The 22047-nt window shown below is 63.1% G+C and carries 21 protein-coding genes; 4 read left to right on the top strand and 17 right to left on the bottom strand.

Annotated features, from left to right (window positions below):
- Complete coding sequence (mazG, locus tag ACMGE0_RS12575; protein ID WP_436816185.1) at positions 1–852, top strand: nucleoside triphosphate pyrophosphohydrolase; 852 nt, start codon at positions 1–3, stop codon at positions 850–852.
- 32 nt (positions 853–884) lie between these two features.
- Here the strand turns inward: mazG and ACMGE0_RS12570 are convergent, their stop codons facing one another.
- From ACMGE0_RS12570 to dusB, 10 genes are all read right to left on the bottom strand, one after another.
- Positions 885–1964, bottom strand: a complete 1080-nt coding sequence (locus ACMGE0_RS12570; RefSeq protein WP_436816184.1) for an acyltransferase family protein — start codon at positions 1962–1964, stop codon at positions 885–887.
- Between the two features lie 217 nt (positions 1965–2181).
- A complete protein-coding gene (gene hflX / locus ACMGE0_RS12565; protein WP_436816183.1) occupies positions 2182–3534 on the bottom strand; it encodes a GTPase HflX in 1353 nt (450 codons plus the stop codon).
- 75 nt (positions 3535–3609) lie between these two features.
- Entirely contained in the window at positions 3610–3852 is a 243-nt protein-coding gene (hfq, locus tag ACMGE0_RS12560; RefSeq protein WP_037155370.1) for an RNA chaperone Hfq, read from the bottom strand.
- 107 nt (positions 3853–3959) lie between these two features.
- Positions 3960–4823: a D-amino-acid transaminase gene (locus ACMGE0_RS12555; protein WP_436816182.1), complete on the bottom strand. Its 864-nt coding sequence runs from the start codon at positions 4821–4823 to the stop codon at positions 3960–3962.
- A 16-nt stretch (positions 4824–4839) separates the two neighbouring features.
- Positions 4840–6216, bottom strand: a complete 1377-nt coding sequence (trkA, locus tag ACMGE0_RS12550) for a Trk system potassium transporter TrkA (protein ID WP_436816181.1) — start codon at positions 6214–6216, stop codon at positions 4840–4842.
- A 44-nt stretch (positions 6217–6260) separates the two neighbouring features.
- Complete coding sequence (gene ntrX / locus ACMGE0_RS12545) at positions 6261–7625, bottom strand: nitrogen assimilation response regulator NtrX (RefSeq protein WP_436816180.1); 1365 nt, start codon at positions 7623–7625, stop codon at positions 6261–6263.
- The gene (locus tag ACMGE0_RS12540) at positions 7615–9903 is read right to left on the bottom strand and encodes a sensor histidine kinase NtrY-like (protein WP_436816179.1); all 2289 of its coding nucleotides are present in this window, start codon (positions 9901–9903) and stop codon (positions 7615–7617) included. Before ACMGE0_RS12540 ends, ntrX begins: the two co-directional genes overlap by 11 nt.
- Positions 9904–10140: 237 nt before the next feature.
- Complete coding sequence (gene ntrC / locus ACMGE0_RS12535) at positions 10141–11592, bottom strand: nitrogen regulation protein NR(I) (protein WP_436816178.1); 1452 nt, start codon at positions 11590–11592, stop codon at positions 10141–10143.
- Positions 11589–12749, bottom strand: a complete 1161-nt coding sequence (locus ACMGE0_RS12530; protein ID WP_436816177.1) for a two-component system sensor histidine kinase NtrB — start codon at positions 12747–12749, stop codon at positions 11589–11591. The genes ntrC and ACMGE0_RS12530 overlap by 4 nt, the downstream gene beginning before the upstream one ends.
- Complete coding sequence (gene dusB, locus ACMGE0_RS12525) at positions 12746–13765, bottom strand: tRNA dihydrouridine synthase DusB (RefSeq protein ID WP_436816176.1); 1020 nt, start codon at positions 13763–13765, stop codon at positions 12746–12748. Before dusB ends, ACMGE0_RS12530 begins: the two co-directional genes overlap by 4 nt.
- 154 nt (positions 13766–13919) lie before the next feature.
- Between dusB and ACMGE0_RS12520 the strand changes: the two genes are divergently transcribed.
- Together ACMGE0_RS12520 and ACMGE0_RS12515 are read left to right on the top strand one after the other, a co-directional pair.
- A complete protein-coding gene (locus tag ACMGE0_RS12520; protein ID WP_436816175.1) occupies positions 13920–15128 on the top strand; it encodes a bifunctional 2-C-methyl-D-erythritol 4-phosphate cytidylyltransferase/2-C-methyl-D-erythritol 2,4-cyclodiphosphate synthase in 1209 nt (402 codons plus the stop codon).
- Positions 15125–15625 carry a CinA family protein gene (locus ACMGE0_RS12515; RefSeq protein WP_436816174.1) on the top strand — a complete coding sequence of 167 codons (501 nt, stop codon included), beginning with the start codon at positions 15125–15127 and terminating at the stop codon, positions 15623–15625. Before ACMGE0_RS12520 ends, ACMGE0_RS12515 begins: the two co-directional genes overlap by 4 nt.
- Before the next feature lie 10 nt (positions 15626–15635).
- Here the strand turns inward: ACMGE0_RS12515 and ACMGE0_RS12510 are convergent, their stop codons facing one another.
- Positions 15636–16097, bottom strand: coding sequence for a type II toxin-antitoxin system RatA family toxin (locus ACMGE0_RS12510; protein WP_436816173.1), 462 nt, complete (start codon positions 16095–16097; stop codon positions 15636–15638).
- 9 nt (positions 16098–16106) lie between these two features.
- Positions 16107–16697 (bottom strand): P-loop NTPase family protein, encoded by a 591-nt coding sequence (locus tag ACMGE0_RS12505; RefSeq protein ID WP_436816202.1) that lies wholly within the window; start codon positions 16695–16697, stop codon positions 16107–16109.
- A gap of 281 nt (positions 16698–16978) precedes the next feature.
- Here ACMGE0_RS12505 and ACMGE0_RS12500 point away from each other — a divergent pair, with 281 nt between their 5' ends.
- The gene (locus tag ACMGE0_RS12500; protein WP_436816172.1) at positions 16979–17164 is read left to right on the top strand and encodes a hypothetical protein; all 186 of its coding nucleotides are present in this window, start codon (positions 16979–16981) and stop codon (positions 17162–17164) included.
- A gap of 24 nt (positions 17165–17188) precedes the next feature.
- Here ACMGE0_RS12500 and lipA read toward each other — a convergent pair whose 3' ends face one another.
- The 5 genes from lipA to ACMGE0_RS12475 form a co-directional block, all read right to left on the bottom strand.
- Positions 17189–18163, bottom strand: a complete 975-nt coding sequence (lipA, locus tag ACMGE0_RS12495; protein WP_436816171.1) for a lipoyl synthase — start codon at positions 18161–18163, stop codon at positions 17189–17191.
- Between the two features lie 38 nt (positions 18164–18201).
- Positions 18202–18447, bottom strand: coding sequence for a GlsB/YeaQ/YmgE family stress response membrane protein (locus ACMGE0_RS12490; protein WP_436816170.1), 246 nt, complete (start codon positions 18445–18447; stop codon positions 18202–18204).
- A 68-nt stretch (positions 18448–18515) separates the two neighbouring features.
- Positions 18516–19961, bottom strand: coding sequence for a dihydrolipoyl dehydrogenase (gene lpdA / locus ACMGE0_RS12485; RefSeq protein WP_436816169.1), 1446 nt, complete (start codon positions 19959–19961; stop codon positions 18516–18518).
- A gap of 60 nt (positions 19962–20021) precedes the next feature.
- Positions 20022–20660, bottom strand: coding sequence for an SGNH/GDSL hydrolase family protein (locus ACMGE0_RS12480; RefSeq protein WP_436816168.1), 639 nt, complete (start codon positions 20658–20660; stop codon positions 20022–20024).
- Positions 20661–20676: 16 nt separating this feature from the next.
- On the bottom strand, positions 20677–22047 hold the full coding sequence (locus ACMGE0_RS12475) for a pyruvate dehydrogenase complex dihydrolipoamide acetyltransferase (RefSeq protein WP_436816167.1): 1371 nt from the start codon (positions 22045–22047) through the stop codon (positions 20677–20679).

Here is a 22047-nt window from a genome sequence, read left to right as displayed (position 1 = left end):
ATGGAACCATCGAAGGATATTTCGCGGCTGATCGAGATCATGGCCGCATTGCGCACGCCCGGCACCGGCTGCCCCTGGGATCTCGAACAGAATTTTTCGACCATCAAGCCCTATACGATCGAGGAGGCCTATGAGGTGGCCGACGCGATCGAGCGCAACGACATGGGCGACCTTTGCGAGGAGCTGGGCGACCTCCTGCTGCAGGTGGTCTTTCATGCCCGCATGGCGGAGGAAGCCGGCGAGTTTTCCTTCGGCGACGTGGTCGAGGCGATCACGAAGAAGATGATCCGCCGGCATCCGCATGTCTTCCCGCCTTCCGGGGTCCGCCCCGATGCCGACACGCCGAGTGCGGTGAAGGTGCAATGGGATGCAATCAAGGCGGAGGAAAAGCGCGAGCGGGCCGAGCGCAAGGCCAAACGGGGGATCACGGAGGATTTCAAGCTCGGCTATCTTGGCACCGTCCACCGCAGCCAGCCGGCGCTCACCGAGGCATTGAAGCTGCAGAGTCAGGCCGCCAGGGTGGGCTTCGACTGGTCGGAGGCGGAACCCATCCTCGACAAGATCGAAGAAGAGATCGGCGAGCTGCGCGAGGCGCTGCGAAGCGGCAAGCAGGACAAGGTGGCGGACGAGCTCGGCGACCTCATCTTCGCGCTGGTCAATATCGGCCGGCATGTGAAGGCCGACCCGGAAGAGGCCCTTCGCGGGACGAACACGAAGTTTCGCCGCCGGTTCAATTACATAGAAACATCTCTTCAACAATCGAATGAGACACTGCAGGCCGCCACGCTGGAGCGCATGGAAGAACTCTGGCAGGCGGCCAAGGCGATCGAGCGGCAGATCGCAACCTCATGACCGCAACGCCCGGACCGTGGGGGCGCGAAGGTCTATACCGTTCGCTCTCTGGCGACGAGTTTCTCCAGATGGTTCTGGAAGAGGCGATTGAGCGCCCTTCGGGAGGGTTTCTCGACCAGATAAAAACTCGCCAATGCAGCCAGCAATGCAGCCAGAAGCAACAGAAGGGTCGGAGCCGTTTCGGCCCGGTAAAGCTTGTAGAACGGCTGCTGCCACAGATAGAGGGAATAGGACCACAACCCCGCATAGGTCAGTATACGGGTCGACAGGATTTTCCGGAAAACAGGCGTTGCGGAGTCGATCGTGGTGATGGAAAGCGCAAGCATGGCCGTCGACAGACCGAAGGAGAGGGTGTGGTCGGGCAGCATCTTCGCACCGACGGCGACCAGCAGCGCCGCCGGGGACAGCCACCACGGGGCCCGGCGCTGGCGGAGGAGAAGCCAAAGACCGCCGGCGATGAATATTCCCGCGACGGAAACGTCGCTGCGCCAATGGGTATACAAGACGCTCGCACCGAGCTCCGTGCGGACGATACCGTTCAGCATCGCCGCAACGCCAAGCGCGATTATCAGGGCGCCAACCGGAAACAACCTGCGGCGCGACAAGAACGCGATGCCGGCCAAAAGAATATAGGCGTGCTCCTCGACGCAAAGCGACCAGAGGTGATCAAGCAAAGCCACGGGATGAGCGTAGACCATGGCGTAGTTGATCGTGAACGTCAAAGCAAGCAGCGCCGCCACAGGACCATGCGACAACTGCGTACCCTGGAAGAAAAGCGTGGTGATGACGACAAATGCAAGGAGAGCGGGGTAGATTCGCGAGAAACGCCTGAAGAAGAAGGTTGGCAATTCTGCCCGTTTCACGAACAGTATTTCCGCCATCAACCGGCCCGATAAAACGAAAAACAGATCGACACCGAATGTACTAACGCCAGGCTTGATGTCATCTATCCAGAAATGACCCAATATTACGAAGATTACCGCAATACCGCGCCAGCCATCCAGATAGGCAAGATGCGTTCCGGTTTCTTCACGCGGCTGATTTTGTACCATACGAAAACCACTGTTGCCGGCCCCGCGACGATACTGCAAAAAATTCCTGGCCGTCGTCAACGGATCATTTTGCACTGCAAAAAACGGGCAATATCATGACGCGCCGGTCACACGGCTGCCGCTGGGGCGCTTTCTCTCCGGGCGGCCAATTTCTCTGCTCCATGGGAAGTTGCGAAATGGGAATGGATAATCCCCTCACTTGCGATTTCTAACACTTAGCTAAAGCTAAGATGTTGAAATCGCTTTCTCTCCCACAAGGGGAGAGATACCGCAAAGCCTACCGCTCCCAATCTTCCTTGACCGGCTTCGGGCCGTTGCCGAGCCGGCGCTCCAGTTCGGCGGCCTGGCGCTCGGTCAGGCGCACGTCGAGCGTCACGGAACCGTCCTCGTTGTCCCGGCGGTCGTCCACCACGGCATTGCCATAGATCCAGGAGACGAGCGCCAGCTTGTCCGGCGGGATGGTGATCGTGGTTTCGGTGAGAACGCCGGAAAGGCGTCTCGCGATCTCGTCCATCAGCGCGTCGATGCCCTCGCCGGTGATCGCGGAGACCGCCATGACGTTCTCCCGGCCGGCGGCGCGTTCGGCGATGGTCTCGTGCGCTTCGGCATCGAGCCGGTCGATCTTGTTCCAGACCTCGATGAGGCGCTCGGCACCTTCCTTCTCGCCGATGCCGAGATCGGCGAGGATGCGCAGCACATCGGCCGATTGCGCGGCATTGTCCGGATCGGACATGTCGCGCACATGCAGGATCAAGTCCGCCTCCAGCACCTCTTCCAGCGTGGCGCGGAAGGCGGCGACGAGATGGGTCGGCAGGTCGGAGATGAAGCCGACCGTATCGGACAGGATGACGGTCCGGCCGTGCGGCAGCTTCATGCGGCGCAGCGTCGGGTCGAGCGTCGCGAACAGCATGTCCTCGGCGAGCACCCCCGCCCCGGTGATGCGGTTGAAGAGCGTCGATTTGCCCGCGTTCGTATAGCCGACCAGCGCGACGATCGGATGCGGCACCTTGCGGCGCTTGGCGCGGTGAAGCTGGCGGGTGCGCACGACCTGTTCGAGCTCGCGCTCCAGGCGGACGATGCGCTCCTGCAGGAGCCGGCGGTCGGCTTCAATCTGGGTTTCGCCCGGGCCGCCCATGAAGCCCGCGCCGCCGCGCTGGCGCTCAAGATGGGTCCAGCTTCGGACCAGACGGCCCTTCTGATAGTTCAAGTGCGCGAGATCGACCTGCAGCGTGCCTTCCTTGGTGGAGGCGCGGCGGCCGAAGATTTCGAGGATAAGGCCCGTCCGGTCGATGACCTTGGCGTTCCATTCCTTTTCGAGATTGCGTTGCTGCACCGGGGTCAAAGGATGATCGACGATGACGAGGCCGGCATCCCTCTCGTCGAGCAGCGCCTTGATCTCCTCGATCTTGCCCGTGCCGATGAGGGTCGCCGGTCGCGGCTGGCCGACGGACACGATGAGGCCCTCGACGATCGTCAGGTCGATCGCCTTGGCAAGGCCGATCGCCTCTTCGAGGCGAGCTTCGTTGGAGCGTTGCGGCGCGGGGGCAGCGGGCGACTCGCCCTGCCCCGCCCTATGCCCCCCTTGGGGCCTGGCCTGCTTCAGGACCGGCACGACGACGGCCGCACGCATATCGTCCCGGCGCTTGTCGGCTTCCGGGACAAGGGATTCGTTCGAGGTGTCGCGGTTTGAAATCTGCTCTCGTCCTTAAGCGGCGTTCTCTTCGCTTTCGAACATCTGCATGGGCTGGCCCGGCATGATGGTCGAGATCGCGTGCTTATACACGAGCTGGGAGTGGCCGTCACGACGAAGAAGGACGCAGAAGTTGTCGAAAGAGGTGACGACGCCCGTCAGCTTGACCCCGTTGATAAGGAATATCGTCAGGGAAATCTTCTGCTTGCGAACAGTGTTGAGAAATAAATCCTGCAGGTTCTGAGAACGTTCCGCCATAGCGCCGCTTCTTTCTTTTTTGCCGGCAAAGGTGCCGGGAGATGATCAAGCTTTCATGAGACGACCGGGAAACGCCCTCGTGCTTCCCTTCCCCTAACGTCTGGTTATCAAATCACCGTCTTTTCCGCAATCTCGAAAAAAGCGTCACGAATGCTGGCCGAAGTGGTGCCCGGATGGCCGTTGGCAACGGGTTTTCCGTCTATTTCGACGATCGGAACGCATATGCCGGTGGCCGACGTGAAGAAGACCTCGCGGGCCGCCATCATCTCGTCCGTCCTGAATTCGCGTTCGACGACCTTCAGGCCGAGCTTTTCCGCCACGTCGATCAGCGTCGTGCGGGTGATTCCCCTGAGGATTCCATGCTCGGCAGGCCGGGTGACCAGCTCGCCCTGCGGCGTCACGATCCAGACGTTGGAGGAGGCGCCTTCCATGACGATGCCGTCGCGATCGACGAAGATCGCGTCCTGGGCGCCCGCCTCCTTCGCCTGCTGCTTGGCGAGCACGTTGGGGAGCAGGCCGACGGTCTTGATATCGACGCGGTCCCAGCGATTCTCCGGCACGGTGATGACCTTGATGCCGTTCGCATATTTCTTCGCGGCGACGGACGGATCGGTGCTCCGGGCGGTGATCGTCAGCGTCGGCGGCGTGTCGTCCGACGGGAAGTAATGGTCGCGGCGGGCCGCACCGCGCGTCACCTGCAGATAGAAGATGCCGTTCCTCACCCGGTTGCGGCGGAGCACTTCGCGGATGACGAAGGTCAAAGCCCCACGGCTCATCGGAGAGGCCATATTCAGCTCGCGCAAGGAACGGTCGAGACGGTCGAGATGCCGCGTCAGGTCGACGATCATGCCGTGGCGCACCTCGCAGACCTCGTAGACGCCGTCGGCGAACTGGAAACCGCGGTCCTCCACATGCACGGCGGCTTCCGAATGGCGGACATATTGTCCGTTCACATACGCAATTCTCGACATCGAATGTCCCCTGACTTCAGAAATATTGGATGGACACGCGGAAGAGCTGCTCCACGTCGCGGACGGCCTCGGCCGTGGCGAAGAGCACGACCCGGTCGCGCGCCTTGATCTTGGTATCGCCGCTGGGGCGGATAACCGCGTCGCCGCGATAGATGGCGCCGATGCGGATGCCCTCCGGCAGGTCGAGCTCGCGGAACGGCCGGCCGACCAGCGGCGAGGTTTCGAGCGCTTCAGCCTCGATCACCTCCGCCGCGCCGTGCTGGACGGCATAGACGGAGCGGATGCGGCCCTTGCGGACATGCTGCAGCACGCGGGAAATGGTGACGGCGCGCGGATTGATCTGCGCATCGATGCCGATCGAATCGGTGATCTGATGCAGCGAAGTGGAATTGATCAGCACGAGGTTCGACTTGCAGCCGAGGGATTTGCCGAGGACGGCGCCTAAGATGTTGATCTGGTCGCTATTGGTCAGCGTCACCATCAGGTCGGTGTCCTGGATATCCGCCTGGTTGAGGATATGCTGGTCGAGCGCCGAACCGTGCAGCACGATGGTGTTGCGGAGTTTTTCCGATATCGCGACCGCCTTTTCACGGTCGCTCTCGATGATCTTCAGCCGCGTCCTCGGCTGATGCTCCTCGATGGTGCGGGCGACGTAGTAACCGATATTGCCGCCGCCGGCGATGACGATGCGGCGCGCCTCCTCCTCCTCGTGGCCGAAGAGGCCGAGCGTGCGGCGGATGTGGTCGCATTTGCAGATGACATAGGCGAGGTCGCCGACTTCGAGCTGATCGGCGGAGCGGGCAATGGTGAGCTGGCCGTCCCTGACGATACCCACCACGGTCGCCCTCAAGTCCGGAAAAAGGTCGGAAAGCTGATGCAGCGGGGTCGCGACGACCGGGCAGTCCTCCATGCATTCGATCGCCACCATGGCGATGTTGTCGTCCGCAAAACGCACGACATCCATGGCGCCCGGAAAGGAGATGCGCCTGAGCACCATCTTGCCGACCTCGACCTCGGGGGAGATCGTCACGTCGATTGACATGTTCCGGCGGCTGAACAAATCGGCATATTCCGGCTTCAGATAGTTCTGGGCGCGGATGCGGGCGATCTTGGTCGGCACAGAGAAGAGCGCATGCGCCACCTCGCAGGCGACGATATTGACCTCGTCGTAGAGCGTCACGGCGATGATCATGTCGGCGTCTTCGGCGCCGGCCTTTTCCAGCGTGTCCGGATGGGCGCCGTGGCCGACATAGCCCTTCACGTCGAGGGTCTCGGTGATCGCGGCGATCAGCGCGGCGGAGGTGTCGATGACGGAGACGTCGTTGTCTTCCTGCGACAGCCGTTCGGCGATGCCGTAACCTACCTGCCCCGCGCCGCAAATGATGACTTTCATCGATCAACTTTCATGGAGGACCTTCATGGGAACGGGGCTTTCGATCAGACGCCGAGCGACTTCAGCTTGCGGTGCAGCGCCGAACGCTCCATGCCGACGAATTCCGCCGTACGGGAAATATTGCCGCCGAAGCGGTTGATCTGGGCGATCAGGTAATCACGCTCGAACATTTCGCGCGCCTCACGCAGCGGCAGCGTCATGATGTGGTAGTCGCCCTTGGACGAGACCTTCGGCAGCATGTCGCCGAGATCGGTCGGCAGCATGTCGGCGGAGATCGGCGTTTCCGGGCCGTCGGAACGGGCAAGGATCATCAGCCGCTCGATATTGTTGCGGAGCTGGCGGATATTGCCCGGCCAGTCATGCGCCTGGAGGACCGCCATGGCATCCTCGCCGATCCTGCGCGGGCGGATGCCGGCCTGTTCGGAAATCTGCCGCATGAACATGTCGACAAGGAAGGGAATATCCTCGCGGCGCTCGGCGAGCGCCGGCACCTTGACCGGCACGACCGCCAGGCGGTGGTAGAGATCCTCGCGGAAGGAACCGTCGGAAATCAGGCTTTCGAGATTGTAGGCGGTGGACGAAATGATGCGGACATCCACCTTGACGCGCTTCGAACCGCCGACGCGCTCGAACTGCTGATCGACCAGAACGCGCAGGATCTTGTTCTGCGTCTCGCGCGGCATCTCGCCGACCTCGTCCAGATAAAGAATGCCGCGATGGGCCTCTTCCAGCGCACCGATCTTGCGCTGCTGGCCGGGACCGCCTTCGGTGCCGAACAGCGCCACCTCCATCCGGTCCGGGGTGATCGTCGCGGCGTTGAGCGCCACGAAAGGCCCGCCGGAGCGGGCCGATTTCTTGTGGATCATGCGCGCCACAAGCTCCTTGCCGGAGCCGGAAGGGCCAAGGATCATGACGCGGCTGTTGGTCGGCGCCACTTTTTCGATCGTCTGGCGGAGCTGCGAGACCGCGACGGACGTGCCAACCAGTTCGGCGGCATCGCCAGCGCGCTTCTTGAGCTCGGTCACCTCGCGCTTCAGCTTGGAATTTTCGAGCGCCCGCTCGGCGATCAGGATCAGCCGGTCGGCCTTGAAGGGTTTTTCGATGAAATCGAAGGCGCCGCGCTTGATGGCGGAAACGGCCGTCTCGATGTTGCCGTGGCCGGAGATCATCACCACCGGGAGTTCGGGATGGCGGTTCTTGACCTCGTCGAGCAGCGCCAGGCCGTCGAGCTTCGAGCCCTGCATCCAGATATCCAGAAAGACGAGCCGCGGCACGCGGTCGGAAATCGCGGCAAGCGCGCTGTCGCTGTCGTGCGCGGTACGCGTCTCATGCCCTTCATCGGACAGAATACCCGAAACGATTTCGCGGATATCCGCCTCGTCATCCACGACCAGAATATCAGACGCCATAAGCCAATTCCTTGTTATTGTCGGTTCCGGGCACCACGACCTTCTGCACATGCGGCAGCAGCACCCTGATCATGGCGCCCCTGCCATGATCGAAATCGGCAGGCGCATCGTGCAGTTCGAGCTGCCCGCCGTGTTCCTCAATGATCTTCTTGACGATCGCCAGTCCCAGCCCGGTGCCCTTGTCGCGCATGGTCATGTAAGGCTCGAGAATGCGGTGACGGTTTTCCGTCGGCAGGCCACTGCCATTGTCGATGACATCGACCACATAGGTATCCCGACCCGCGTCGAAGACCGAGCGCACCTTGACCTTGCGACCGTCGCGCTCCTGGTCGCTCGGCACCGCCTCGATCGCCTCGACGGCATTCTTGATGAGATTGCCGAAGGCCTGGCCAAGCATGCGCGCATCGAACATGCCCTTGAGGGGCTCGTCGCCGAGCTCGCGGATGAATTCCACATGGGACGTTCCCATCTCGCGCAGGAAGATCGCGTCGCGCAGGATATCGCGCAGATCCGCCTCCTCCTTGGTGGGTTTCGGCATGCGGGCGAAGGAAGAGAACTCGTCGACCATGCGGCCGATATCGCCCACCTGCCGCACGATCGTATCGGTGCACTGGTCGAAGACGGCGCGGTCGTCCTCAGCGATCTGCTTGCCGTAGCGGCGCTTCAGGCGTTCGGCGGAAAGCTGGATCGGCGTCAGCGGGTTCTTGATCTCATGGGCGATGCGGCGCGCCACGTCGGCCCAGGCGGTCGAGCGCTGGGCGATGACGAGATCGGTGATGTCGTCGAGCGTGACGACGTAGGATTCCTGCGCTGCCCGCTGCTCCTCGCGCGTGACCTGCACCGACAGCGTCCGCTCCTTGCCGCCGCGCATCAGGTTCACCTGCTTGCGGAAATCGCCGCGGGCGCGGGTCCGCGCCTCCGTCAGCACCTGATCGATCTCGGGAGCGACATCCTGCAGCTTCTCGCCGATCAGCTTTTCGACGGGGACGCCGAGGAACTCCTCCGCGGACGGGTTGACGATGGTGATGCGGCGGTCTTCCTCGACGCCGATCACCGCCGCGGTGACGCCCGAAAGCACCGCCTCGATGAAACGCCGGCGGTCGTCCACCTCGTCCTTCGCCTCGAGGATCTCGTCGCGCTGGCTGCGGATTTCCGAAATCATCTTATTGAAGGTGCGCGACAGGTTGCCGACGTCGCCGTCGGCCGCCCGCACGGGCACCACGACGGCGAGATTGCCGGTCGCGACGCTGTCGGCCGCGCTGATCAGGAGGCGGATCGGCCGGACGATGCGGTCGGCGACGGCGATCGCCGTCCAGATCGCCGCGAGCAGCACGATCAGGGCAAAACCGAGATAGAGCACCGCGAAGGCTATCTGCAACGATGTGCGGCCTGCCTCCATCGCCTGATATTCGGCGGTGTTCTCCTCCATGAGATGCATGGCCGCGATGACCTTCGGGTCGACGGCGCGGATCGTGTAGAGGAAGGAGCCCGGAAGCCCATCGAGCTTGATGACGGCGCCGACGAGATTGGTCACGCCCGGCGGGATCAGCGTCGGCTGACCGGCAGCCGCCGTCTTCAACGCATCTTCGGGGATGGCCGGCAGCGGCTTCTCCGTCTTGATGTCGGCCTGCGCCATCGCCTGCCCGTCCTCGCGCACCAGGAAGGCGCCCAGCATGCCGCGCCCCCTCGCCTGGCGGGTCATCAGCTCCACGAAACCGGTGCGGTCGAGATAGAACATCGGCCGGTTCCGTTCCAGATCGTTCGCCATCGACACCGTCTGGCCCTGAAGATAGCTCGCGTTTTCAAGCATGTAGGCGCGCGCCACATCCTGCGAGGACTGCACGATCGACTGGGTGCGCAGCGAGAACCAGCGGTCCAGGCCGACATTCAGCGTGAGGCTGGCGAAGATCGCCACCAGGACCGCAGGCGTGATCGCGACGATCGAGAAAAGCACGACGATGCGCACATGCAGGCGGGCTGCCGCGCGGCCGCGGTTGCGCGCCCTCAGGAGCCGCACGACCTCCCGCCCGATCAGGTACACCAGGCCGAGGATGAAAAGAGAATTGACGACCGCCGAGGCGATCACGACGTTCGTCGTCGGAGCGATCGGCGTGAGGCCGAGCAGGATGAAAAGCGTGAGGCCCGCGCAGATCAGCGCGCCGCCGGCGAGCAGAAGGCCGGGAAGCGCGAAGGATGCGCGCCGGTCCTGCACGGACGCGGCAGGCTCGCTTACGAGCGGCTCACCCTCGGCCACCGGCGCTGTCTCGCCTTCCGTCATCGATCCACTCCGATCCCCAAATTCCCCGCGGGAGATCGTTTCAACCCGGTGAAACCCAAGCGAAGCGACATCAACTTCCCGGAAAAAGACCTGGCTCAATTCCCCTCAACGGCCGCCACTCCGTCGAGCATTCGCCAAGCTCTGCGTGACCTTTAAGCAACGCATTGTGGCGAAAATGCAACGATGAATCGAGGGTGTCAAGAAGTCCGGAACAAAGTTCCCGACCGGCGGCCGAAATCAGGCGCTGCGGGAGCTGCGATAGACGGAGACGCCCAGTTCGCGGATCTTCTTGCGCAGCGTGTTGCGGTTGAGACCAAGCAGGTCGGCCGCCTTGATCTGGTTGCCGCGGGTGGCGGTGAGCGCCGCGAGAATCAGCGGATATTCCATCTCGGTGAGCACCCGGTCATAAAGGCCGGGCGGCGGCAGGTTGTCGCCGAAGCTCGCGAAATAGGTCCGCATATTCTCCTCCACCGCCTGCGCGATGGTGAGCGAGCCCGGACGGGCGCCCATCTTGTCGATCGGGCTGTCCGGCACGTCCGAGCGCAGCTCCGCCTCGATGATCTCCCGGGTAATGACGTCCTGCGGATAAAGCGCCATGAGACGACGGACGAGGTTTTCCAGCTCTCGGACGTTGCCGGGCCAGGCATAGGCCTTCATGAGGTCCAGCGCCTCGTTGTCGAAGCGCTTGCCGTCGAGCCCTTCCTTTTCGGCCATCTGCATGAAGTGGCGGACGAGATCCGGAATGTCCTCGGCGCGGTCGCGCAGCGGCGGCAGGCGCAGCGGCACGACGTTCAAACGGTAATAGAGATCCTCGCGGAAGAGGCCCTGGTTGATGAGATGCTTCAGGTCCTTGTTGGTCGCCGCGACGATGCGGACATCCGTGCGGATCGGCGTGCGGCCGCCGACGGTGGTATATTCGCCCTGCTGCAGAACGCGCAGGAGACGCGTCTGGGCGTCCATCGGCATGTCGCCGATCTCATCGAGGAAGAGCGTGCCGCCTTCGGCCTGTTCGAAACGGCCGGTGGAACGGTTCTGCGCGCCGGTAAACGCGCCTTTCTCGTGGCCGAAAAGCTCCGATTCGATGAGGTCGCGCGGGATGGCGGCCATGTTGATCGCCACGAAGGGCCCGTTGCGGCGCTTGCCGTAATCGTGCAGCGCGCGGGCGACGAGTTCCTTGCCGGTGCCCGATTCGCCGGTGATCATCAGCGTCAGGTCCGTCTGCATCAGACGGGCGAGCACGCGGTAGATTTCCTGCATGGCGGCGGAGCGGCCGACGAGCGGCATGCCGTCCTGCATGTCGTCGTCGAGGCGGGCTGGCTTGCGCTTCGGCTCGGCAAGCGCGCGGCCGATGATGGCGATGAGCTCGGTCAGATCGAACGGCTTCGGCAGGTAATCGTAGGCGCCTTTTTCCGAGGCCTTGATCGCCGTCATGAAGGTGTTCTGAGCGCTCATGACGAGGACAGGAAGCTCCGGCCGCGCCTTCTTGATGCGCGGCAGGAGATCGAAGGCGTTCTCGTCCGGCATGACCACGTCGGTGACGACGAGATCCCCGTCTCCGGCCGAAATCCAGCGCCAGAGGGTCGCCGCATTGGAGGTGATGCGCACTTCATAGCCCGCCCTGGTCAAAGCCTGGTTCAATACGGTGCGGATGGCCGCGTCGTCGTCGGCGACAAGGATCGTGGCAGTCATTTTTCACTTCCTGTGGAGTTCAAGGCGCGGCCGTCGCCGGTCTCTTCCTTGTGCATGGGCATCAGAACACGGAACGTGGTGCGGCGGGCCTGGCTGTCGCATTCGACGATGCCGCCATGGGCGCCGATGATCTTGGCGACCAGCGCAAGGCCGAGACCGGAGCCGTTGGTCTTGGTGGTGATGAAAGGATCGAAAAGATGCGGCAGGAGATCGGTCGGCACGCCCGGACCGTTGTCGATGACGCAGAATTCGAGCGGCAGCGAAATCTTCTCGCGCGTGCCGGCGACCGAGAGCCGAATGCCGGGACGATAGGCCGTCGTCAGCATGATCTCGCCATCCGGCTGATCGCCGATCGCTTCGGCGGCGTTCTTGATGAGGTTCAGGAAGACCTGCACGAGTTGGTCGCGGTTGGCATAGACCGGCGGCAGCGACGGGTCGTACAGTTCCGAGATCTTGATATTGCGGGCAAAGCCAGCCTTGGCGACCGCCTTCACGTGGTCGAGCACCGAATGGATGTTGAGGGCGATGCGGTCTACCGGACGCTCGTCGGAGAAGACTTCCATGCGGTCTACCAGCGAGACGATGCGGTCGGTCTCGTCGCAGATCAAGCGGGTGAGTGCCCGATCCTCGTCCTGCACCGATGTCTCGAGAAGCTGGGCGGCGCCGCGGATGCCGGAAAGCGGGTTCTTGATCTCATGGGCCAGCATGGAGGCAAGGCCGGTGACCGAGCGGGCGGCGGCGCGGTGGGTGAGCTGGCGGTCGATCTTGTCCGCCATGGAGCGCTCCTGGAAGACGACCACGACCGAACCGGGCTCGCTGACGACCGGCGCGACATAGAGATCGACGAGCTTGTCCTGGCCGAGGCGCGGCGAGGAGAGATCGACGCGGTATTCGTTGACGGGCGCCTTGCGCTCGCGCACCTGATCGATCAGCGCCAGAAGCGGGCTGCCGAAGGGGATGTAGGTGGAAATCCTGCTCTTGGCGAGATGCGCGGCACTGGCGCCGAAAAAAGCCTCCGCCTCCCAGTTGGCGAAGGCGACCCTACCGGCCGCATCGACCAGGATCACCGGGTTCTGCACCGAATTGAGAACGGCCATGGCAAGCGCGTTGCCGCTCGCGGCCTCCTGCCCGCCATTTGCTGCCGGCGACTTCGTCATGCCGCCTCCTTGCGCGCGACGGCTGCTTCTCTCGTCAGCGCGTCCGTCATCCGGCGCGAAACCTCGGCCGGGTCCTTCGAGATCATGATGGCAGCCTTTTCTTCCAGGGGCAGGTCCGGCGCGAAACGGTCGAGATACCAGCCGAGATGCTTTCTGGCGTGCCGCAGCCCCGGCTCGCGGCCGTAAAGCTCCAGCATCGCCTCGTAATGTTCGACGACGAGACCGGCGATCTCGGTCCTTGACGGCGCGGCATGGCCGGCGAGCCGGCCGATATGCCAGGGCCGGCCTTGCGCGCCGCGGCCGACCATGACCGCATCGGCGCCCGAGCGCTTCAGGATTTCCGCGGCGTCCTCCGGCGATTCGACGTCGCCGTTGGCGATCAGCGGGATGGAGACGGCCTCGCGCACCAGGCGGATCGCATCCCAATCCGCCCTGCCCTCGTAGAACTGCATGCGGGTGCGGCCATGTATGGTCACGAGCCGGATGCCGGCCTCCTCCGCGCGGCGGGCGATCTCCGGCGCGTTGATGGAATTCTCGTCCCAGCCGAGCCGCATCTTGAGCGTCACGGGAACGGAGACGGCGTTGACCGTCGCCTCGATCAGCGAAAGCGCGTGGTCGGGATCGCGCATCAGCGCCGAGCCGGAATAGCCGCCCGTCACCTTCTTGGCCGGGCAACCCATGTTGATGTCGATGATGTCGGCGCCGTTGTCGGCGGCGATCTTCGCGGCTTCCGCCATCCAATGGGCCTCGCGGCCGGCAAGCTGGACCATATGCGGCGAAATGCCCGTCCCTTTCAGCCGCGCCCATGATTCGCCGCGGTTCATGACGAGCTCGCGGCTTGCCACCATTTCCGTCACGACCAGCCCGGCGCCGAAACACCAGGCAAGCTGTCTGAAGGGCAGATCGGTAACGCCGGACATAGGTGCCAGGACGACGCGATTGCGAATGGCGACCGGCCCGATCTGGAAAGGCTTGGCAAGATCCTGAAAACGCAAATGGTGATCTTTCGGGCACATGAGGTGGTTGCACTATTTTTATTCAGTTCACGAGCATTTGCCAAGAGCAATTCCGGAACTGCGTTATTTTTGAGCGGCGTGCTGGAAATCAGGCTTTTCATTCTATAGTTCTCCGCCTGTCAATCCTCGAAGCCATGAAAACGGGTTACGGTGCATGGACGACAGAACCATGACAATCGGTATCGTTATCGTCGCCGCCGGCCGCGGCGAACGGGCCGGATCGCCGGAGAACGGCCCGAAGCAGTACCGACGGATCGGCGGACGCCCGGTCATCGCCCACACGCTCCAGCAGTTCCTCCTGTGGCACCGCAGCGGACCGGTCGTGGCGGTCATCCATCCGGACGACGAGGCGCTGTTCGCGGCAGCGACCGGGGCGCTTCCCGGTGCCGACCGGATCGTCACCACGTTCGGCGGCGAAACGCGGCAACGCTCGGTCTACGAAGGTCTCAAGGCGCTTTCCGCCACCGAGGCGACCCACGTGATGATCCACGATGGGGCGCGGCCCTTCATCGATCACGGCGTGCTCGACCGTATCGCCGAGGCCCTCGACCGGGGGCAGGAAGGCGTGCTGCCGGCCATGCCCGTCACCGATACGCTGAAGCGCGGCGGTGCGGACGGCCTGGTGCACGAGACCGTGCCGCGCGCCGGGCTCTATGCGGCCCAGACGCCGCAGAGCTTCCTTCTTTCAGCGATCCGTACGGCGCATGAAAAGGCGGCGGCGCTGCGCCGCGAGGATTTCACCGACGATGCCGCGATCGCCGAATGGGCCGGCCTGGCCGTGACGCTGGTCGAAGGCTCGGTCGACAACATCAAGCTCACCGTGAAGCGGGATATAGCCATGGCCGACGAAAAGCTCTCGCAAAGCGCTCTTCCCGATGTCAGGACCGGCAACGGCTACGACGTGCATCAGCTCGAAGCCGGCGACGGGGTGACGCTCTGCGGCGTCTTCATTCCGCACGACCAGAAGCTCAGCGGCCATTCGGATGCCGATGTCGCCATGCATGCGCTGACCGACGCGCTGCTCGCCACCTGCGGCGCCGGCGATATTGGCGACCACTTTCCGCCGTCGGACATGCAGTGGCGGGGTGCGCCTTCGAAGATCTTCCTCGACCATGCGGCAAACCTGGTGCGCGAACGCGGCGGCACGATCATGAATGCCGACATTTCGCTGATCGCCGAAGCGCCGAAAATCGCACCGCACCGGCAGAAGATGCGCGAGAACCTGGCGGACATTCTCGGCATTTCCGTCGACCGCTGCTCGGTGAAGGCGACCACCAACGAGAAGATCGGCTTTATCGGCCGCCGCGAAGGGATCGCAGCGATCGCCACCGCCACCGTCGTCTATCGCGGAGACGGGGCATGAGCCTCTTTCCGGCCGACATCGAGGATGAGGCCCGCCGGATCGTCACCGAATTTGCCACGCGCGGGCTGACGGTCGCCACGGCCGAATCCTGCACCGGCGGACTGATCGCCGGCGCCCTGACGGAGATTTCCGGCTCGTCCGCAGTCGTCGACCGCGGCTTCGTCACCTATACGAACGAGGCGAAGGTGGACATGCTCGGCGTCACCCCGGCGACATTGATCGCCTATGGCGCAGTCTCCAGGGAGACGGCGCTACAGATGGCCTATGGCGCCCTCTTCCGCTCCCGCGCGGCGGTCGCGGTCGCCGTCACCGGCATTGCCGGCCCCGGCGGCGGTTCGGCGGACAAGCCTGTCGGCCTCGTGCACCTCGCCGCTCAGAGCCGGTCGGGCACGACCCTTCACCGGGAAATGCGCTACGGCGATATCGGCCGGACGGAAGTCAGGCTCGCGACGGTGCGCACGGCGTTCGAAATGCTGATGAAAGCGGCAGGCCTATAAGACCTGAAGGTCAGACGGCCGCATAGATCTTGTCCGCCCGCGCCTCGAAGGCCTCGGCGAACATGCGGAAGGCGCGGTCGAACATCGAGCCCATCAGAGCGCCGAGGATCATGCTCTTGAACTCGTAGTCGATGAAGAAATGCACCACGCTGGCGTTCGGCGATCCGTCGGCGGGCGGCTCGAAGCGCCAGCGGTTTTCCAGGTATCGGAACGGCCCTTCGATATATTTCACGTCGATCGCCTGTTCGGCCGGATTGAGCAGGACCTGGGTGGTGAAGGTCTCGCGGATCGCCTTGTAGCCCACCGTCATGTCGGCGACGAGGAGCGTCTTGCCGTCGCGTTCCTTCCGGGAACGGATCGCCAGCGCCTCGCAGAGCGGCAGGAATTGCGGATATTTCTCGATATCGGCGACGAGCGCATACATTTCTTCGGCGCTGTGCTTTACGGGGCGGCGGATTTCGAACTTCGGCATAATGCGGAGTTAAGCGCCCGCCCCGATAAGATCAAGGAGATCGCGCACTTCGCGGCGCGATTTCAACACCAGAACCGGCTTGTCGGCGGCATATTTCTCAAGCCCTGCAAGGACCCGCGGCGCGAATTTCTCCTCCCAGGTCCAGACGAACCGGAAGAACTCCCAGGATACCCGCTCCGGACAGCCGGGCGCCATTTCCGGCCTTGTACGACCCAGGTGCTTTACCCAGCGGCTCAGAATGCCCCAGACATTCACCAACCGCGCCATGCGCACCCAGATGACGAGATCGCTGCGCGGCACGCGGATATCAAAGGTCGAGGTATTGGTGCCATCCATGATCCAGCGATCTTGCGCTATCAGTTCCCTGATGAGGCGGAGCTGTTCGCCCTTTTCCCGTTGCACCCAGCCCGGCAGCCACAGAACGTCCCGATCGATGGAGATGTAGTCGAGACCGAAGCGGCGGGCGATCTTCTGCGACAGCGTCGATTTTCCGCCGCCCGAACAGCCGATCACCAAAATTCTATCCGCCTGCCGGAGCTTGTCGGCGGCCTCTGGAATTCCTACGTAGCGGATCGCATTCAAGCCGGATTTCATGTCCATCGTGATTTCCCCGCGAATCAGGCTCCGATCCACCGCCGGTAGCCACTCTTGATGACAGGAGGATTTCAATCTTGCGCAGAGGGTATTATAGAGGTCCGCCGAATGCGTCGCGACACGTCCGATGGCCACCGTCACGCCGGCCATTCGGCAATGTCGGACGGCATCCGGATTAATAAGATTTAATGTAGGATTCATCCGGTTGTAATGTTCCATTGCCGCCAGCGAGCGTACAATGACATATTCAACCACCAGCAGACCCGGCGCACCGGAAAGAAGCATCCATGGACGATTTTTCGCAGATGATAAAGCTGCTCGAATCCGCAAAGCAGCTCGCCGACATGAACCAGCTCCCCATGCTCGCTTATCTTATCGAAATGGCAAAGGGCGAAGCGCGCGGCCACCGCTTCACACTGCGGGAAAGACGACGCGGCCAGAACAAGAACGACAAGGTCGAGGCCGCCGAATAAGCAGGCCGGGAATAGGGCTGCCGCTTATTCGGCGGCGGCCAGAAGCTTCTTCTCCCGCGCAGCCTTGAGGCGCGCGAAATCGTCGCCGGCATGATGCGACGACCGGGTCAGCGGGCTCGACGACACCATCAGGAACCCCTTGGTATAGGCAACCGTCTCGTAGGACTTGAATTCGTCCGGCGTGACGAAGCGCTCAACCTTGTGGTGCTTGCGGGTCGGCTGGAGATACTGGCCGATCGTCAGGAAATCGACGTCGGCGGTCCTGAGGTCGTCCATCAGCTGCAGCACCTCGTTGCGCTCCTCGCCAAGCCCAACCATGATGCCCGACTTGGTGAACATGGTCGGGTCAAGCTCCTTCACCCGCTGCAAGAGCCGGATGGAATGGAAATAGCGGGCGCCGGGCCGGACCGTGAGGTAATTGCCGGCCACCGTTTCCATGTTGTGGTTGAAGACATCGGGCTTGGCGGCCACGACCCGCTCCAGGGCTCCGGGCTTTTTCAGAAAATCGGGCGTCAGTATCTCGATCGTCGTCATCGGAGACGCCGCGCGGATCGCCCAGATCACCTTCTCGAAATGCTCGGCGCCGCCATCCTCCAGGTCGTCGCGATCGACGGAGGTGATGACGACATGGGAAAGCCCCATCTGCTTCACGGCCCTGGCGACGTTTTCCGGCTCTTCCATGTCGAGCGCATTCGGCCTGCCGGTCGCGACGTTGCAGAAGGCGCAGGCGCGGGTACAGATCTCGCCCATGATCATGAAGGTGGCGTGCTTCTTATCCCAGCACTCGCCGATATTGGGGCAGCCCGCTTCCTCGCAGACCGTTACCAGCCTGTTTTCCTTCACGATCGACCGGGTTTCCATATAGCCCTTGGAAACCGGCGCGCGCACGCGAATCCATTCGGGCTTGCGCAGCACTTCCGTATCGGGACGATGCGCCTTTTCCGGATGGCGGACGCGCTTTTCGTCGCCTGGCGTCGTCCTGTCGAGAATGGTGACCATAAAAACCTGCTTTCAACCGCGCATATCGCGGGATTTCGTCAGTTCCTGACGAGTTTGGCAACGAATAGCAAAATGCAGGAGCCCACGAAACCCTGCACCAGGTAACCCAGCCATCCACTGGCAACATGGATATCGGCGCTTTCGAAGATGGCATTGGCGAGAACCGCGCCGACAATGCCGATCACGACGTTCATCAGGACGCCGAAGCGGAGGCCCATCAGAATACCGGCGAGCCAGCCCGCCAGACCGCCGATGATGATCGCTGCAATCCAACCCACACCCATGTCATGCTCCCGTCCAAAACCAGTCTGAAAGATATGGGCGGTCTACCGCCCAATCTCAATCCCACCAATTATGCGTTCAGCGCCCGGCCGTAGGCGTCAAGCACGCTTTCCTTCATCGTTTCCGAAATTGTCGGATGCGGGAAGATCGTGTGCATCAGCTCTTCTTCCGTCGTCTCCAGGTTCATGGCGACGACGAAGCCCTGGATGAGCTCGGTGACTTCGGCGCCGACCATGTGGGCGCCCAGGAGCTCGCCGGTCTTCCTGTCGAAGATCGTCTTGACGAGGCCCTGGTCCTCGCCGAGCGCGATCGCCTTGCCGTTCGCGACGAAGGGGAAACGGCCGACGCGGATGTCGCGGCCCTGCTCTTTCGCCTTGGCTTCCGTGAGACCGACCGAAGCCACCTGCGGGTTACAGTAGGTGCAGCCCGGGATCTTCAGCTTGTCCATCGGATGGACATTCGGCAGGCCGGCGATCTTCTCGACGCAGATGACCGCCTCGTGCTCGGCCTTGTGGGCGAGCAGCGGCGGGCCGGCGACGTCGCCGATCGCATAGATGCCCGGCACGTTGGTCTTGCCGTAGCCGTCGATGACGATGAAACCGCGGTCGGTCTTCACGCCGACGGCCTCAAGGCCGATGCCTTCGACATTGGCCTGCACGCCGACGGCGGAAATCATCCGGTCGGCGGTGATCTTCTCGGTCGAGCCGTCCTTCTTCTCGATCGTGGCGGTGATCGAGTTGGCGGCCTTCTCCACCTTGGCGACCTTTGCCTCCAGATAGATCTTCATGCCCTGGCGCTCGAACTGCTTTTTGGCGAGCGCGGAGATTTCCGCATCCTCGACCGGCATGACCTGGCTCATGATCTCCACGACCGTCACGTCGACGCCCATGGTGCGGTAGAAGCTCGCGAATTCGATGCCGATCGCGCCGGAGCCCATGACGAGCAACGATTTCGGCATTTCCTCCGGCTTCATCGCCTCGAAATAGGTCCAGATCAGCTTGCCGTCCGGCTCGATGCCCGGCAGGGCGCGCGGACGGGCGCCGGTCGCGACGATGATGTGCTTGGCGGTATAGGTGCCCTCGCCCAGCGTGTTCTTGGGGATCGGACCGATCGGCTCGACCGGCTTCTTGGCGGTCTTCGAGACGACGATCTCGCCGGGTTTGGTGATCTTCGCCTCGCCCCAGATGATGTCGACCTTGTTCTTCTTGAAAAGAAAGCCGACGCCGTTGTTCATGCGGTGCGCGATGCCGCGCGAGCGGGCGACGATCGCCTTGATGTCCGGCTTGATCGAGCCTTCCAGCGTCAGGCCGTAATCCTTGCCGTGCTGGGCGGTGTGCAGCACGTCGGCGGAACGCAGCAGCGCCTTGGTCGGGATACAGCCCCAGTTGGAGCAGATGCCGGCAAGATGCTCGCGTTCGACGACCGCGACCTTCATTCCAAGCTGGGCGGCGCGGATGGCGGCGATATAACCGCCCGGACCGGAACCGATAACGATGACGTCGTAGGATTGAGCCATTGCTTTCCTGCCTTTTCAACGGGCAACCGGCATCAGGCGGCTGCCTCGGGAATTCCTGAACTAGAGTCCGAGCATCATGCGGACGATGGGCTCGATGCCCCGGCCGATGGCGCGGGTATTTTCCGCATCGAGATGGATGCCGTCGATCGGCGTCGTTTTGGCAACAGAACCCGCATCGAAGAAGCCGCAGCCCATTTCATCGGCGAGATCACGGTAGAGCGAGGCAAGCATGGCCGACTCCTCCATGCTTCCCCTGTATAAAGCGCCGGTCAGCGGATTGGCCGTTTCGCAGAGTCTCGGCGGCGACACGATGAGGATTTCCGGCGGCTCGCATTCCTGCGCCCAGTCATGGAAGCGGACAAGGCTGACGAGCTTCTTGATCCCCTGCCGCGCACCGATCGCCGTGCCGTGGATGATCGGCTTCATGTCGTTGGTGCCGAGCATGATGATCACAAGTTCCAGCGGTCCGTGGGTATGCAGGATCGTCGGCAGCAACCGCGCGCCGTTGCGGTCGCAATCCCCCAGCACGTCGTCATAGGCGGTGGTGCGGCCACCGAGCCCCTCGGCCACGACATTCACAGAAGGGCCAAGGGCGGCCTGCAGCACGCTCGGCCAGCGGTCCTCGAAAGCATGGCGGCCGCCGGTCGCGGCATCCGTGCCCCAGGTCAGAGAATCGCCATAGCAGAGAACGGTCTTCATGCGGCCGCCCTCCAGCTCAGACGAGCATCGCCATCGGGTTTTCGATATAGCGCTTGAAGGCCGAAGCAAGCTCGGCGCCGAGCGCGCCATCGATGACGCGGTGGTCGAAGGCGAACGTCGCCGTCATCACCGTGCCCACCTTGATCTCGCCGTTCTTGACGACCGGCTTCTCGATGCCCGCGCCGATCGACACGATCGAGGCGTGCGGCGGGTTGATGATGGAGGTGAAGTTCGAGACGCCGAACATGCCGAGGTTCGAGACGGCCGTGGTGCCGCCCTGATATTCCTCCGGCTTCAGCTTCTTGTCGCGGGCGCGCCTCGCCAGATCCTTCATCTCGTTGGAGATGACGGACAGTGTCTTTTCCTCGGCCTTGCGGATGATCGGGGTGATCAGACCGTCGGGGATCGCCACCGCAACGCCGACATCCGAATGCTTGTGCTTGACGCGGGCCGTCGAGGTCCAGGAAGCATTCGCCATGGGCACGTCGCGCAGCGCCAACGCCATCGCCTTGATGACGAAGTCGTTGACCGACAGCTTGAAGGCCGGGACCTCGCCTTTTTCCGACTTCGTCACAGGCGCGGACTTGTTGATTTCGGCGCGCAGCTTCATCAGCGCGTCGATCTCGCAATCCATCGAGACGAAATAGGCGGGCACCGTCTGGTGCGATTCTGTGAGACGCGCGGCAATCGTCCGGCGCATGCCGTCATGCGGCAGAAGCTCGTAGGAGCCTTCCTCGAAGAGCTTCAGGACGGCATCGTCCGACGGTCCCCTGGCGAGCGCCGGAGCCGGAGCACCGGCCGGTGCAGTCTGCGGAGCGGCAGCCGGAGCAGCCTTGCCGGTGCCGGAGGCGACGGCCTTCTCGACATCGGCCTTCACGACGCGGCCGTGCGGACCGGAACCTGTGACGGCGGAGATGTCGATGCCGGCTTCCTTCGCGAGACGACGTGCGAGCGGAGACGAGAAGAGACCGTTTCCAACGCCGGTGCCGCTTTGTGCGGACGCCGGAGCTGCAGCGGGTGCCTGTGTCGAAGCAGGCTCGGAAGCCTTGGGCGCCGGCGCGGCTTCCGTCTTCGGAGCGGGAGCAGCCTCGGCCTTGGGAGCCGAAGCGCCGCCGCCGGATGCGGCAGCGGCCGAAACGTCCTCGCCTTCGCCGGCGAGGACGGCGATCAGGGCATTGACCTTCACCGCTTCCGTGCCGGCCGGCACAACGATCTTGGCGACGGTGCCCTCATCGACGGCTTCCACTTCCATGGTCGCCTTGTCGGTCTCGATCTCGGCGATCACATCGCCGGACTTGACCTTGTCGCCTTCCTTGACCAGCCACTTCGAAAGGTTGCCCTCTTCCATGGTCGGCGAAAGGGCAGGCATGGTGATGTTGATCGGCAT

The sequence above is a fragment of the Neorhizobium descurainiae genome (assembly GCF_051400715.1).
Lineage (GTDB): Bacteria > Pseudomonadota > Alphaproteobacteria > Rhizobiales > Rhizobiaceae > Neorhizobium.
Note: the sequence above shows the minus strand (reverse complement) of the source record. Positions and strands in the feature narration are given on the sequence as shown.